Consider the following 14,722-nt stretch of genomic DNA (forward strand, 5'->3'; position numbering starts at 1 on the left):
TCGATGACGACTGTCAGCACCGCCGAAACGCAGCACGGGCTGGGGTCCAGGCTCGCCGCCCTGGCCAAGATCGTCGAGTTGGGTCAGGGGCGGGTCGACCCGGCGCTGATCACCGAGGCGGCCCAGCTCCTGCTGCGCGCGGGCGACCGGCTCAAGCTGTCGTCCGATCACACCGTCGTCGCGCTCGCCGGGGGCACCGGAAGCGGCAAGTCCTCCCTGTTCAACGCCATCTCCGGGCTGGAGCTCTCACCCACCGGGGCGCGCCGGCCGACCACGGCCCGCACCCACGCCTGCGTGTGGGGCATCGACGGCGCGAGCCCGCTGCTCGACTGGCTGCAGATCCAGTGGCGGCACCGGTTCGCCCGGGCCAGCGCCCTGGACAGGGGCGAGAGCCAGTTGCACGGGCTGATCCTGCTGGACCTGCCCGACCACGACTCGATCCGCGCGCTGACCGATCCCGAGGCCCACCGGCTCATCCAGCTGGCCGACCTCGTCGTGTGGGTGCTCGACCCGCAGAAGTACGCCGACGCCTCCGTCCACCGGCGTTACATCGCCGAGCTGACCGGGCACGACGCGGTGACGGTCTTCGTGCTGAACCAGGCCGACCGGCTCACCTCCGAGGAGCGGGCCGAATGCGCGGGGGATCTGGAGGAGCTCCTCCGGCGTGAGGGCGTCGCCCGCCCCCGCGTGGTCACCACCTCCGCCACCACCGGCGAGGGCGTCGAAGGCCTGAAGGCCGTCCTGGCCGAATCTGTCACCGCCCGGCGCGCGGCCTACCAGCGGCTCGAAGCCGACCTCGACCGGCTGGTGGCGCGGCTGGCGAAGGACCTCCCCGAGATGCTGCGGGTCGAGCCGGCGGTGGACGGCGCGCGGCGTGCCGCGCTCGTCGACGCCCTGTGCGACGCGATCGGCGTCTCCGCGCTCGGCGAGGCGATGGAGAACGTGTACGGCGTCCGCTCGGTCTCCTGGGTCGGGTGGCCCTACGCGCGCTGGGCCGGCCGCGTGCGGCCCGATCCGCTCAAGAGCCTGCGCCTCGGGGCCGTGAAGGACGACATCCGCGGCCTGGTCGGAAGCTCGGTCACGGCCCAGCCCGCCGAGGTGGACAACGCCGTGACGGCGCTCTCCGACGGGCTCACCGCCGGCATGCCGGAACAGTGGCGCGACGGCGTACGCGAGGCCGCCCGTTCCCGGTCCGCCGAGGTGCCCGGGGCGCTCTCCGCCGAACTGGCGGAGGTGGCCCCGCCGCTCGACCGGGTGCCCGGCTGGTGGTGGCTGCTGAAGATCTGGCAGTACCTCCTCGTGGTCATGTTCGCCGCGGGCGTGGCCTGGGCCGGCGCGATCCTGGCGTACGGCGTGTTCAAGGCGGGCCGGCCGCCGGCCGAGGTCCTCGGCGACGTGGCCCTGCTGCCCTGGGTGGGGCTGATGATGATCAGCGTCCTCGGGCTCGGGCTGTTCTCCGCCATGGCGAGCAGAAACTTCGTGGTCCTGGGCGCGGGCAGGGAACGCGACCGCCTGGAACGCGACATGAGACGCCGCGTGGACCTCCTCGCGCAGGACATGGTCGTCCAGCCGGTCGAACGCGAACTCAACCGCTACAACGACTTCTTCGGGGCGATGGCGGCCACCCGCCGCTGACCCCGCCGCTCATCCATGGCCGGTCGTCCACAGGCGCCCGCCCGTCCACAGAACGCGTTTCCGGCCCGTACGGGAACGGCCGTCCCGGCGAGGGTGTCATCCGAGCCCGGCGGGTGACCGGGCCGGAGAGGCACTTCCATGAGCGACATCTACGTCACGCTGAGCGGGAACGTCACCGACGACCCACGGCAGTACCGGTTCCGTGACGGCTCGCGCGTCACGTCGATGCGGATGGCCGTCAACCGGCGCGTGCTCGACCAGCAGACGAACACCTGGCAGACCAGGGACACCACCTACTACGTGGTCCGCTGCTACCGGGGGCTGGCCGACAACGTCCAGCAGTCGGTCCGCAAGGGCCATCCGGTCGTGGTGTACGGCAAGCTGCGGATCAAGCAGTTCGAGCGGGAGGGCGAGCAGCGGTTCTGGGCCGAGATCGAGGCGAGTTCCGTGGGCCACGACCTGAAGTGGGGCATCACCACCTACGAGAAGCCGATCCGTGCCTACTCCGCCGGAGCGGTCAGCGACGACGACCGCCAGGCGATGGAGGACGCCACGAGGGAGTGGGAGCTGACCGGCCGCACCGCCCCCGGCGCCCCTTCCCCCGGGGGCCTTTTCGGGGGCACCCCCTCCGCCGACGGTGGCGAGGCCGACGAGGCCTTCGACGCCCTCGTCGGCGGCCGGAGCACGACCCCGGCGGAGCGCCCCGCCCTCGGTGCCGCCGATGGGGAGCGCGGCGGGCCGACGGCGGGCGCGGAACTCGACGCAGGGCTCGGCACGGAGGTTGGCACGGAGGTCGGCACGGAGCCTGGTGCCGAGGGGGACGCGGGCGTCGTCACGAGCGCGGGGTCCGGCGCGGGGCCGCACGCCGACGACACGGACGACGCCGACGACGCCGACGACTCCCTGCTCCCACGCGCCCTGGCGGCCTGAACCCGCTGGTCGCGGCCGGGCCCTGACGAGCATGGGGCGGCGCTGGGCGTGGGGTGGCGCGTGGGTGGTGGCGTGGGGCACGGGAGGTCGCCGGGCTCCGGGCTCCGGGCAAATCGCCACAGACACCCTCGCAGCCCATCGGAAACAGATGGTCCCGCGCCAAGGGAGCGGTTCCCGTCGCGCGTCGCACACTCCGCAACTATTGTGTTACACATCGTGAGATGCTGATTTGGCGTCGTTGGGGGGCGGGATGACGGCAACCGGTCAGACCTCGGCGAGGCCGCGCGGCGCGATCTGCTCCCGGAGCCGCTGGCCGTTGCTGACCCAGCCGCCCGCCCTCGTGTCCTATGTCTGCGCGATCCTGGCGTTCTACACCGTCCTGGTCGCGGTGCTGGCCAGGGCGACCGTCTTCCATGTCTGCGACCTCGCCATGTTCGGGGCGCTCACGCTGTGCGGCGCGGTCTGCATCGAGGCCACCCGCCGGCTCGGCATGCCCGCGGGCGTGTCCCGTGACCTGCTGTCGGCATGGTGGCTCCCGGCGGCGTTCCTGCTTCCGCCGGTCTACGCCCTGCTGGCGCCCGTTCCGATGCAGATTCTGCTCCAGCTCAGGGTGCGGGCGACCGTGCTCTACCGGCGGGTGTTCAGCGCGGCGGCGATCGGGCTCGCGGCGGGTGCCGCGTCGACGGCCTTCCATCACTGGGTGGTCGTGCCGGCGCGGCTGTCCTCGGGGCAGGGCGGGCCGATCCTGGTCGCCGCGGCCTGCGCGGTGCTGTTCACCGTGCTCAACACGGCGCTGATCGCGGTCGCGGCGCACGCGTCCGATCCCGAGGGCCGCTGGGGCGAGGTCCTGTGGGACCGCGAGCGCGTCCTGCTCGACGCCGTCGAGCTGTGCCTCGGCGTGCTCGTCGCCGTCGTCTGCGGGATCAACCTCGCGCTGCTGCTGCTCGTGCTGCCGCCCGTCGTGCTGCTCCAGCGGAGCCTGCTGCACGCGCAGCTCCAGGCGGCGGCCCGGACGGACGCGAAGACCGGCCTGCTGAACGCGGCCGCCTGGCAGCGGGAGGCGGACACCGAGATCGTCAGGGCGCAGCGGACCGGGAACCCGCTCGCGCTGGTGCTGGTCGACATCGACCACTTCAAGAAGGTCAACGACACGTACGGCCACCTGGTCGGCGACCAGGTGCTCGCCGAGGTGGCCGCCACCCTCCGCACGCAGCTGCGGGAGTACGACGTGGTGGGCCGGTTCGGCGGCGAGGAGTTCGTCGTGCTGCTCCCGGGCGCCGACGTGCACGAGGCGCGGCGGGTCGCCGAACGGCTGCGCGTCCGGGTGAGCCGCATGGCGGTGCCCACCGAGCAGGCGGCGGTCACGGTCACGGTCTCCGCCGGGGTCGCCATCCTGAACATCCACGGCGAGGACCTGCTGGAGCTGCTCGCGGCGGCGGACCTCGCTCTCTACCGCGCCAAGGAACTCGGCAGGGACAGGATCTGCCTCCCCGCCGCCCCACTGGCCCCTCCTCCCCGCAGCGCGGACGGCGCTGCCGGTGCGATCCCCTAGGCTTGAAGGCATGCCGGAGTACATCTACACGTTGCAGCGCGTGCGCAAGGCGCACGGCGACAAAGTGGTCCTCGACGACGTCACGCTGTCGTTCCTGCCGGGGGCCAAGATCGGCGTCCTGGGCCCGAACGGCACGGGCAAGTCCACGCTGCTCAAGATGATGGCGGGGCTGGAGCAGCCGTCCAACGGTGAGGCCCGGCTGATGCCCGGCTTCACGGTCGGCATCCTCCAGCAGGAGCCGCCGCTCAACGACGCCAAGACGGTGCTCGGCAACGTCGAGGAGGGCGTGGCCGAGACCAAGGCGATGCTCGACCGGTTCAACGAGATCGCCGAGCAGATGGCCACCGACTACAGCGACGCGTTGCTGGAGGAGATGGGCCGTCTGCAGGACGCCCTCGACCACCGGAACGCGTGGGACCTCGACAGCCAGCTCGAACAGGCCATGGACGCGCTGCGCTGCCCGCCGCCCGACGCCGACGTCACCCAGCTCAGCGGTGGCGAGCGCCGCCGGGTCGCGCTGTGCAAGCTGCTGCTCGAACAGCCCGACCTGCTGCTGCTCGACGAGCCCACCAACCACCTCGACGCCGAGAGCGTGCAGTGGCTGGAGCAGCACCTGGAGAAGTACCCCGGCACCGTCCTGGCCGTCACCCACGACCGCTACTTCCTGGACAACGTCGCGAACTGGATCCTGGAGCTGGACCGCGGCCGCTGCTTCCCCTACGAGGGCAACTACTCCACCTACCTGGAGGCCAAGGCCGCGCGCCTGAAGGTCGAGGGGCAGAAGGACGTCAAGCGCAAGAAGCGCCTGGAGGAAGAGCTGCAGTGGGTGCGGTCGAACGCCCGCGCCCGGCAGACCAAGAGCCGCGCCCGTCTCCAGCGCTACGAGGAGATGGCCGCCGAGGCCGACAAGTATCGCAAGCTCGACTTCGAGGAGATCCAGATCCCGCCGGGCCCGCGCCTCGGCACGACGGTCATCCGGTCCGAGAAGCTGAGCAAGGGCTTCGGCGACCGGCTGCTCATGGACGAGCTCTCCTTCGACCTGCCCCGCAACGGCATCGTCGGCATCATCGGCCCGAACGGCGTCGGCAAGACCACGCTGTTCCGGATGATCACCGGTGCCGAGACCCCCGACAGCGGGTCGATCACCATCGGCGACACCGTCAAGATCTCGTACGTGGACCAGAGCAGGGGCGGCATCGACCCCGCGAAGAACGTCTGGCAGGTCGTCTCCGACGGGCTCGACCACATCAAGGTCGGCAACGTCGAGATGCCGTCCCGGGCGTACGTCGCGGCGTTCGGGTTCAAGGGCCCCGACCAGCAGAAGCTCGCGGGCATCCTGTCCGGCGGCGAGCGCAACCGGCTCAACCTCGCGCTCACGCTCAAGCAGGGCGGCAACGTGCTGCTGCTGGACGAGCCCACCAACGACCTCGACACCGAGACCCTCTCCAGCCTGGAGAACGCGCTGCTCGACTTCCCGGGCTGCGCCGTGATCACCTCGCACGACCGGTGGTTCCTCGACCGGATCGCGACCCACATCCTCGCGTGGGAAGAGGGCTCGAACTGGTTCTGGTTCGAGGGCAACTACGCCGACTACGAGAAGAACAAGATCGAGCGCCTGGGCGCGGAGGCGGCCCGCCCGCACCGCGTCACCTACCGCAAGCTCACCCGCGACTGACCAGGACCCCCGCGTCCCGTCCCCCGCCGTGCCCGGCGGGGGACCTGGCGGCAGCACCGCGGACACCGCGCCGCCCGGCCGAACCTCGTCGGCCGAACCTCGTGGGCCGAACTTCGTCGGCAGGGGCACTAGTTTTGACTGGTGACCGAGCCGCGCCCCGCTGAGCATGCCCACCGTTACGTCTTCGAGCGCAAGGTGCGCTTCGCCGACATCGACAGCTACGGCCACGTCAACAACGTCCGGTTCTTCGACTACCTCGAAGACGCGCGGGTGTCCATGCTGTGGGAGCGCCCGCGCGACGGCGAGGGCAACCGGCTCGACCTGGTGGTCGCCCGGCAGGAGATCGACTACCGGCGGCCGCTGAACTTCCGCCCCGACCCCGTGCGCGTCGAGGTGTGGGTGACCGAGATCTCCAGGTCGCGGTTCACGCTGGCGTACGAGATCCGCGACGACGCGACCCTCTACGCCGAGGCACGCACGATCCTGGTCGCCTACGACTCCGCCGCCGCGTGGCCGCGCAGGCTCGGCGAGGACGAGGTCGCCTTCCTGCGCCGGTTCTCCGCCCCCGCCTAAGCCCTCCGAGCCCCGGACCCCGTCCTCTCCGGCGACCCGCCTGGGACCGGTCTCTGCCCCCGCCTGGGACCGGCCGCCGAGAAACCGGCGGCCGGTCGCAGGTGGCGGGCGGTCGGACGGCGGGGGAGCGGAGGCGGCGGGGACGCGGGCCGCGCTCAGGTCAGGCGGTGAGCAGCCAGGCGGCGGTGTCGGGCGGGAGGTCGGTGCCGTCGAGCGGGCTGCTGGTGATCAGCACCTGGTCGTGCGGCGGCAGCGGGACCGCGCCCTCGCCGCAGTTGACCACGCAGAGCAGCCGTCCTCGCTGGAAGAACAGCGTCTCTTCGGGTGAGTCCAGCCACGTGATCGCGTCCGGCAGCGTGCCGCGCAGTTCCCGGCGCGTCCGCAGCGCCTGCCGGTAGAACCACAGCGTGGACGCCGGGTCGGCGGCCTGCCGTTCGGCCGTGAGGTCTGCCCAGTCCGCGGGCTGCGGCAGCCACGACCCGCCCGGCCCGAAGCCGTACGGCGGCTCGGTGCCCGACCACGGGATCGGCACCCGGCAGCCGTCCCGGCCCGGCACCTCGCCGTTCGAGCGCGCGAAGATCGGGTCCTGCCGCGACTCGGGCGGCAGGTCGGTCACCTCGGGGAGCCCGAGTTCCTCGCCCTGGTAGAGGTACGCGGAGCCGGGGAGGGCGAGCATGGCCAGCAGCGCCGCACGTCCCCGCGCGAGGCCGGCCCCGGGGTCGAGCGACCCCTGCCCATAGCGGGTGACGTGCCGTACGACGTCGTGGTTGGATAGCACCCAGGTCGGCGAGGCGACGGCGACGAGGGTGTCGTCGATGACCTTGCGGAACGCCGTGGCCGACCAGGGGGCCTCCAGCCAGGCGAAGTTGAAGCTCTGGTGCAGTTCGTCCGGCCGCACGTACAGCGCGAGGTCCTCGGCGGAGTCGGTCCAGACCTCGCCGACGGCGACGCGGGTGCCGGGGTAGGAGTCGAGCACCCGCCGCCAGTCGCGGTAGACGTCGTGCACCTCCGGCCGGCTCCAGATGGGCGACTTGGCGGTGAACCCCGGATCGGTGTCGGGCAGCCCCTCCGCCTTGATCAGCCCCATCGCCACGTCGATGCGGAAGCCGTCCACGCCGCGGTCCAGCCAGAACCGCAGGATGTCGAGGAACTCCTCGCGCACCTCGGGGTTGCGCCAGTTGAAGTCGGGCTGCTCCGGCGCGAAGAGGTGGAGGTACCACTGCCCGTCGGGCACCTGTGTCCAGGCCGGGCCGCCGAAGGTGGACATCCAGTTGTTGGGCTCGCCGTGGCCGCCGCCGGTGCCCTCCGGGCCGCCCTCCCGGAACATGTACCGCTCGCGCTCCTGCGAGCCCCTGGGGGCCGCCAGCGCCTTCTGGAACCACGGGTGGGCCGAGGAGCTGTGGTTGGGCACGATGTCCACCATCAGCCGCAGTCCGTGCGCGTGCGCGTCGGCGACCAGGTCGTCGAAGTCGGCCAGCGTCCCGAACAACGCGTCGACGTCGCGGTAGTCGGCCACGTCGTAGCCGCCGTCGGCCATGGGGGAGGGATAGAAGGGGGTCAGCCAGATCGCGTCGACGCCGAGTTCGGCGAGGTACGGCAGGCGGTCCCGGATTCCCGCCAGGTCGCCCGTACCGTCGCCGGAGGCGTCGGCGAAGCTGCGGACGTAGATCTCGTAGACGACGGCATCACGCCACCAGGGGGTTTTTTCCATGACACATGGGCTGCCCGCTGCTCGCGTTGCTTATGCGTTGACCAGGCTGTGGGCGGCGTAGACCAGGTAGTCCCACAGCTGCTTCTCCCGCTCCGGCGGCAGTTCGAGTGAGCGCACGGCGTCGCCCATGTGGCGCAGCCAGGCGTCCCGCTCGGCCTCGCCGATGACGAACGGCATGTGCCGCATCCGCAGCCGGGGATGGCCGCGCTGCTCGCTGTAGGTCTTCGGACCTCCCCAGTACTGGATGAGGAACAGGCGCAGCCGCTCCTCGGCCCCGGTGAGGTCCTCCTCGGGGTAGAGCGGACGCAGCAGGGGGTCTTCGGCCACACCTTCGTAGAACCGGTGCACGAGCCGCCGGAAGGCGTCCTCGCCGCCGACCACCTCGTAGAAGGACAGGGTCTGCTCGCTGGTCACGGTTTCAGCCTAAGCCAGTTGTCGATCGGTAAGGTCAGGCGGCGAAGGCGATGCCCTTCTCGTCGAAGGTCTTCTTCACCCGCAGCCGCAGCTCACGGGCGACCTCGAGGTGCCGGGCCGGCACGGTCTTCACGCTGACCCGGAAGATGACGGACGTGCCGGACACCGACTCAAGCCCGAAGACCTGCGGCTCCTCGACGATCACCAGGTCGCGGTACTCCGGGTCGTCCCACATGTCGTCGGCGAGCTTCTTGAGCAGGTCGCGCACCGTCGCGATGTCGGCCGCGTACGGAACGGGCACGTCCACCAGGGCCCTCGACCAGCCCTGCGACTCGTTGCCGATCCGGGTGATCGTGCCGTTGCGGACGTACCAGACCTTGCCGTCGGCGTCGCGCAGCCGGGTGATGCGGAGCGTGACGGCCTCCACGGTGCCGGTGGCCACGCCGGTGTCGATCACGTCACCCACGCCGTACTGGTCCTCCAGGAGCATGAACATGCCGGCGATGAAGTCCTTGACCAGCTCCTGCGCGCCGAAGCCGAGCGCCACACCGATGATCCCGACGCTGGTGAGCAATGGCGTGATCGGTATCCCGAGCTTCGAGAAGATCATCAGCGCCCCGGTGCCCAGGATCACGACGGACGCGAGGCTCCGCAGCACCGAGCCCATGGTCTCGGCGCGCGCCCTGCGACGCTCGGTCATGATCGCCGCCGCGGCGTCCACGCTCGTCAGCACCGTCTTGCCGCGCAGCCGCTCCGGCAGCACGCCCACGCTCGCCCGCACGGTGAGCCGGGTGATCAGCCGGAGCGCCACGTTCCGGACGATCAGCGTCCCGGCCAGGATCAGGACGACCATCACGAGCACGTCCACGATGCCCGCCACGAGCTGCACCCAGGCGGGGAAGTCCCGGTCCGGGAAGGCGCTGTTGAGCACCGTGCAGAAGGCGCCCTCGCTCTTCTCGCACGCCGCCGACACGCTGGCCGCGATCGCGTCCGGGTCGGGCAGGCTCGGGCTCGGCTCTGGGCTGGGTGTCGCGGGCGACAACGGCAACACGAGGTGGATCCCCCCACGGATCGGATCGAGGCAGCGGTTGAACGAAGTCAATACTGCCGACAGATCCGGCCTCCGTCACATCGCCGGGGGGACGGGAGCGCGTCCGGCGCCGCGGGGGCGGTCCGGCATGCTCCGGTGACGGCACGGCAGGGCGTGGGCACGCACCCGGAAGCGCGCCCGGCGCCGTTCTCCGGGAGGGGATCCCTTCGGTGACCGCCCCGCCCCGCCTGCCTCGGCGGGGCCGGACGGTGGTCGGTGCGGCTACTCGCTCACCGCGGCGAGCACGCGGGCGACCTTTGACGCCGCTCCGGCGGGGTCGTCCGCCTGGTGCATCCGCTCGCCCCAGGACCACCAGTAGTCCGCCGCCCGGCAGACGACGTTCTCCGTGAGGCTGGTCGCGGCGGGGTTGATGACCCGCACGTAGGCGCGGCCCGAAGGGGTGTGTACGACTCGCGCGAGCAGGCCCCGCGCGTCGAGTTCGGCCACCAGACGCTCCAGGCGCAGGAAATCCTCGTTCCCCACCGCCAGTCCTCCTTCATTTCGTTCCCGGCGGATTGTGTACTTTGCGTTTTCACTCGCTCACTCTGGTGCGCCCAAGATGGCCCACTGACTCGCCCGGGTCAACGCCGGGTCAAGAAGAGCGGTGGAGGAAAACCCCTGCCGGGTGAAAGAAAACCCCCGCCGGGAGACGATCCTTAGTCAATCTGTTCCACTTGGGGACTTGGCCTCGCAAAGGGTGTTCCATCATTATGGTGTGGGCGGAGTGCGACGGGCGAGTCACCCTCCGTGACTGATTCGGGATCGGTCAAACACGCGGCCGCCAGTGCGGCCGGGCCACGAGAGAGGGGCCGGGATGTCCGGCAGGCAGCTCAGGGAGACGGAGATCGCGCGCAAGGTCCGGGCGCAGGGCCTGGCCGACGGGTACACCCTGGCCCAGATCGCCGGGCAGATCTACGATGCCTGCGGGCAGCGGTTCGGCACGACGCGGGTCAAGGCCCACCGTCTCTCGCACGGCGTGGCGCTGGCCGACGTGATCGAGCAGGTGCGCGCCCTCTTCAAGAGGGACGGCAAGTCGGTGCCCGGCATCGGCGAGACGCTACTGTCCGCGTACGAGTCGGGCATGAAGCGGCCCGGCCCGGAATACCTCCACTATCTGTGCTTGGTCTACCACGTCGAGCCGCTCGCCCTGGGCTACGACGGCCCGTGCATCTGCGGCCACGGGCACGAGTTTCTCGTGGACGCTTCCTTCGAAGACAACAAACCACGCAATTCACCCGCTCCGTGGGCGGGGCCGGCGTCGCCGGCCTCGCCGGACAACTGCACCCCTTCGTTGGACGGGGGCGAGGAGGACGAGAACGTGCTGAGGAGGACGCTGTTGAGGCTCCTTGCCGGCGGCACCGTGAGCGCGGCCGGCCTGAACGAGCTCAACGAAGAGGTGCTCGGCGCCGTGGAGAATCTCCGGCGGCGGATGGACGAGACGATGGTGGCTGCCACCGTCTCCCCGGCGATGCTCGACCAGTGGGAGCAGGCCACCTCGGGGTTCGGCCGACAGTACATGAACACCCCGCCGGTACGGCTGCTCTGTGACGTGATGCTGGAGTTCGCCGCCGTGCGCAAGGCGCTGAACCACCGCCAGCCCGTCGAGATGCAGGAGCGGCTGTGCCGGATGTCCGCGCAGCTCGCCGGGCTGTCCGGCATGCTCATGATCGATCTGGGCGACCAGCGGCTGGCCCGCTCGTTCTTCCGCACCGGGCGGATGGCGGCCGACGAGACCGGCGACCGCGCCCTGCGCGCCTGGGTGACCGCCCGGGAGTCGCTGGTCCCGCTCTACTACGGCGACCCCCGTGAGGCGCTGACGCTCGCCAAGAAGAGCCGCGACCTGGCCGGCACGACGCCGTGCGCGGCACGGACCATGGCGCCGGTGGTCGAGGCGAGGGCCCTGGCGAAGATCGCCGGCCTCGGCGGATCGCGGCACGACGTGGTGGAGGAGGCCAAGCGGGCCCTGCACCGGGCCAGGGCGGCCTTCTCGCAGATGAACGCCAGCGACCGGGAGGACCCGGCCTTCGGTTACACCGAGCGGCAGCTCTACTTCTACCAGGGTGACGTCCTGGTGAGGCTGGGGCAGACGGTGGAGGCCGACGTGATCCTGGAGAAGGCGCTCTCCCACTATTCGGACGAGGACCTGCTCGACCAGACCCTGATCCGGTTCGACCGGGCGCTGTGCCGGCTGATCGAGGGCGACGTCGAGGCCGCGCTCCAGCTGGGCCGGGCCGCGATCGAGTTGGTCGACAAGGACCACCGGACCGACCTCCTGCTCAAGCCCGGATACGACCTGGAGAAGGCGGTGCGGGCCAAGCACGGCGACTCGCCCGAGCTCAAGCAGTTCCGGGAGATGCTCGCGGAGAGCCGGGTGGGCATCCCCAAGGACCTGATCAAGGACGTCGGGTGAGGAGGATGAGTGGCAGAAGAAGCGTCGGCGGGTGACCTGGTGCGGGACGCCCTCCGGGGAGCCGGTGAGAGCGAGGCCGCCCCGCTGCGGATCCGGCGGTACCGGTGGCCGGACCTCGACGCCGTGTGGTCCCTGCACCAGGTCGGCCTGGCCGAGGTGGGCGTAGTGCCGGGTGACGGCGTCTACTACGACGACGACTTCCCCCGGATCACCGAGGTCTACCTGGCGGCCGGGGGTGACTTCCTCGTCGGAGAGGTGGCCCCGGCGGGGATCGTCGCCATGGGGGGCCTGCGGCGCATCGACGGCCACACGGCCGAGATGTGCCGGCTCCGGGTCCACCCCGACCACCAGCGGCGTGGTTACGGCACGCGGATGACGGAGGCGCTTGAGGAGCGTGCCCGCAGCCTCGGCTACTCCACCCTGCGCGGCGACACGACACTGCGGCAGGTCGCCGCGCTGACGCTCTACCGCAAATCCGGATGGCGCGAGTTGCGGCGCGAAGCCCGAGGCGACAATGTCGTGATTTATATAGAGAAGCAGCTGAGCGCCGTCGTTTCCCCGCTTTTCCCGCGATAGATAATGGTTACATCTCTTGGCGGATAGCTGATCGCTGCGAATACTTGTGCCTTGTCCACAAGAGTGGGGAAAGAGGCATGATGAAGAAGATCATTATCCGCAAACCGGGAACGACGAAGCTCAGCGGCACGTCGAGCGTCATTCACAAGGGGTGAGGCGCCGCCCGAACCACATCTGGGTCCGGGGGGACCTCGCCCGGGACCGCGTGGCGGCGCTCCGCGCACTGGAGACGCCGCCCCCTCTGGCCCCCGTCGTCAACGGGCACCGCAGGCTGCGCGGTCCGTACACGATCGGCGGCGCGCTCCTGCGCGCCATCGTTCCTGCCGCCCTGGAGCGTTCCCCGGGCCTGGTGGCGGACCACGACATCGAGATCCGCGCGGTCGCACCCAGCCTGCGCCCGCTGGTGCCGGCCCGCCGCCAGACCATCGAGGCCCGCCTGCCCGAGGACGAACGGATTCTCGTGCCCGCGCCGCGCCGTACGCTCAGGATCGCCAACGGGATCGCGGAGCTCGTCCGCGACCACCTCGCCGGGCCGCGCACGCTGCTGGCGGACAACCTGCACGAGGCAGACCCGGCGGACCGCGAGCTGCTGGGCGTCCTGGCCCGCCGGGTGCCCGATCTCACTCTCGCCCTGGGCTCCGCCGAGCCGGCGTGGGAGGGCATGCGGCCGGTGGAGGCGCGGCCCCTGGACGGGCCGCCGGACGACTACCTGGCCTCTGACTGCACTTCCGACGACCCCCGCGCCTACCGGGCGTACCTGTCGCTGACGGCGGAGGAGCGGGCGCGACGGCACGACCTGAGGGCGGCCGAGCTCGGCGCCGGCGCCGAGTCGGCGGAGAGCGCGCTCGGCGCGGTGCCCTACCACCTGGAGCACGGCGGCGACCCGGACGCCGCCACGCGGGCGCTGTGGGCGGCGGTGGACCACTGCGTCGCCGAGGGCTTCCTGCACGCGGTCGTGGAGCTGGGCTCGCGCGGGCTGCGGCTCTGCGAGCCGGGGTCCGAACCGTGGTGGCGCTTCGTCCATCGCACCGCGACGGCGCTGGCCGGGCTGGGACGGCGCGAGCAGGCGCAGGAGCTGTACGACCAGGCGCGGAGGGTCAGCGTCGATCCGGTCGTGCACGCCGCCGCGGCGTACGGCACGGCGATGCTGGACGCCCGGGAACGTGACCCGGCGCGACGCGACCTGCCGAGGGCCAGGGCGTGGATCAACGAGGCGATCGCGATCTCGACGCTGCTGCCCGACCGGCGGGAGCGGGCGTTCAAGCTCGGCTTCGACCAGAACGGCCGGGCGCTCGTCGAGCTGCGCGAGGGGCGGCTCGACGCGGCGCTCGGCCTGGTCGAGTCGGCCCTCGACCTGGCCCGGTGCGACCTCCCGCCGGACGCTCACTCCCAGCACCGGATGGTCCTGCACGCCAACCGCGCGCAGCTCCTCGCGCGCCTGGGCCGCCGGCGGGAGGCGCTGGCCGACTTCGACGCCGCCATCGGGATCGACCCGGCCTTCCCCGACCACTACCTGGACCGGGGAAACCTGCTGCTGGAGATGGGGCGGACCGAGGCGGCGCTGGCCGACTACGAGACCGCGATGCGGGTCAGCCCGCCGCTGCCCGAGGCCTACTACAACCGGGCGGAGCTGCGCCTCGCCGCCGGAGACCTGGACGGCGCGCGGGCCGACCTCGGCCACGTGCTCGACCTCGACCCCGGCTGGCTCGACGCGTACGTCAACCGGGCCGGGATCCTGGAGATGCTCGGCGAGCACGAGGCCGCCCGGCGCGACGTGGAGGCGGGGCTGGCCCTGGACCCCGGCAACGCGCACCTGCACGGCGTGCTGGGGCAGCTCGAGACGGCGGCGGGACGGTACGCCGAGGCGGGGCTCGCGTTCGACGCGGCGCTGGCCGCCGACGCCGGCCTGGCCTCGGCCTGGGCCAACCGGGCGACCCTGCGCTTCGCGACCGGCGACGCCCCGGGAGCGGTGGAGGACCTGACCCGGGCGATCGAGCTGGGGGAGGACGCCGCCCTCTACTTCAACCGTGCGACCGCCCTGGACGCGCTCGGCCGCCGCGTCGAGGCGCTGCTCGACCTCCGCCGCGCGCTGGCCCTCGCCCCCGGCGACCCCGACGTACGCGCGGCCCTGGAGCGCCACGAGAAGGAGAGCTGAC

12 protein-coding genes are annotated in these 14,722 nt (G+C 71.6%); 8 read left to right on the plus strand and 4 right to left on the minus strand.

Going from position 1 to position 14,722, the window contains the following annotated elements; all coding sequences use genetic code 11:
* Positions 1 to 3: 3 nt before the first annotated feature.
* From Mam01_RS07415 to Mam01_RS07435, 5 genes are all read left to right on the plus strand, one after another.
* Positions 4 to 1,635 (plus strand): GTPase, encoded by a 1,632-nt coding sequence (locus Mam01_RS07415; RefSeq protein ID WP_204284638.1) that lies wholly within the window; start codon positions 4 to 6, stop codon positions 1,633 to 1,635.
* A 138-nt stretch (positions 1,636 to 1,773) separates the two neighbouring features.
* Entirely contained in the window at positions 1,774 to 2,565 is a 792-nt protein-coding gene (locus tag Mam01_RS07420; protein ID WP_204284639.1) for a single-stranded DNA-binding protein, read from the plus strand.
* Positions 2,566 to 2,815: 250 nt separating this feature from the next.
* Entirely contained in the window at positions 2,816 to 4,117 is a 1,302-nt protein-coding gene (locus Mam01_RS07425; RefSeq protein ID WP_204284640.1) for a GGDEF domain-containing protein, read from the plus strand.
* 10 nt (positions 4,118 to 4,127) lie between these two features.
* Positions 4,128 to 5,792, plus strand: a complete 1,665-nt coding sequence (ettA, locus tag Mam01_RS07430) for an energy-dependent translational throttle protein EttA (protein WP_204284641.1) — start codon at positions 4,128 to 4,130, stop codon at positions 5,790 to 5,792.
* Between the two features lie 141 nt (positions 5,793 to 5,933).
* Positions 5,934 to 6,365: an acyl-CoA thioesterase gene (locus Mam01_RS07435; protein ID WP_225311675.1), complete on the plus strand. Its 432-nt coding sequence runs from the start codon at positions 5,934 to 5,936 to the stop codon at positions 6,363 to 6,365.
* Positions 6,366 to 6,525: 160 nt separating this feature from the next.
* Here Mam01_RS07435 and Mam01_RS07440 read toward each other — a convergent pair whose 3' ends face one another.
* The 4 genes from Mam01_RS07440 to Mam01_RS07455 all read right to left on the minus strand — a co-directional run bounded on the left by Mam01_RS07440 (position 6,526) and on the right by Mam01_RS07455 (position 10,063).
* Entirely contained in the window at positions 6,526 to 8,076 is a 1,551-nt protein-coding gene (locus Mam01_RS07440; protein ID WP_150935138.1) for a glycoside hydrolase family 13 protein, read from the minus strand.
* A gap of 30 nt (positions 8,077 to 8,106) precedes the next feature.
* The gene (locus Mam01_RS07445; RefSeq protein WP_150935137.1) at positions 8,107 to 8,490 is read right to left on the minus strand and encodes a globin; all 384 of its coding nucleotides are present in this window, start codon (positions 8,488 to 8,490) and stop codon (positions 8,107 to 8,109) included.
* Positions 8,491 to 8,524: 34 nt separating this feature from the next.
* Positions 8,525 to 9,541 (minus strand): mechanosensitive ion channel family protein, encoded by a 1,017-nt coding sequence (locus Mam01_RS07450; RefSeq protein ID WP_239101111.1) that lies wholly within the window; start codon positions 9,539 to 9,541, stop codon positions 8,525 to 8,527.
* A gap of 261 nt (positions 9,542 to 9,802) precedes the next feature.
* Positions 9,803 to 10,063, minus strand: a complete 261-nt coding sequence (locus Mam01_RS07455; protein WP_204284642.1) for a hypothetical protein — start codon at positions 10,061 to 10,063, stop codon at positions 9,803 to 9,805.
* A gap of 331 nt (positions 10,064 to 10,394) precedes the next feature.
* On the opposite strand from Mam01_RS07455, the gene Mam01_RS07460 reads away from it, so the two are divergent.
* From Mam01_RS07460 to Mam01_RS07470, 3 genes are all read left to right on the plus strand, one after another.
* On the plus strand, positions 10,395 to 11,990 hold the full coding sequence (locus tag Mam01_RS07460; protein WP_204284643.1) for an NsdA family TPR-like regulatory protein: 1,596 nt from the start codon (positions 10,395 to 10,397) through the stop codon (positions 11,988 to 11,990).
* A gap of 9 nt (positions 11,991 to 11,999) precedes the next feature.
* On the plus strand, positions 12,000 to 12,566 hold the full coding sequence (locus Mam01_RS07465; RefSeq protein WP_239101112.1) for a GNAT family N-acetyltransferase: 567 nt from the start codon (positions 12,000 to 12,002) through the stop codon (positions 12,564 to 12,566).
* Positions 12,567 to 12,717: 151 nt separating this feature from the next.
* Positions 12,718 to 14,721, plus strand: a complete 2,004-nt coding sequence (locus Mam01_RS07470; protein WP_239101113.1) for a tetratricopeptide repeat protein — start codon at positions 12,718 to 12,720, stop codon at positions 14,719 to 14,721.
* The last annotated feature ends 1 nt before the right edge of the window (position 14,722 follow it).

Origin of the sequence: Microbispora amethystogenes (assembly GCF_016863015.1) — a bacterium.
GTDB classification, from domain to species: domain Bacteria; phylum Actinomycetota; class Actinomycetes; order Streptosporangiales; family Streptosporangiaceae; genus Microbispora; species Microbispora amethystogenes.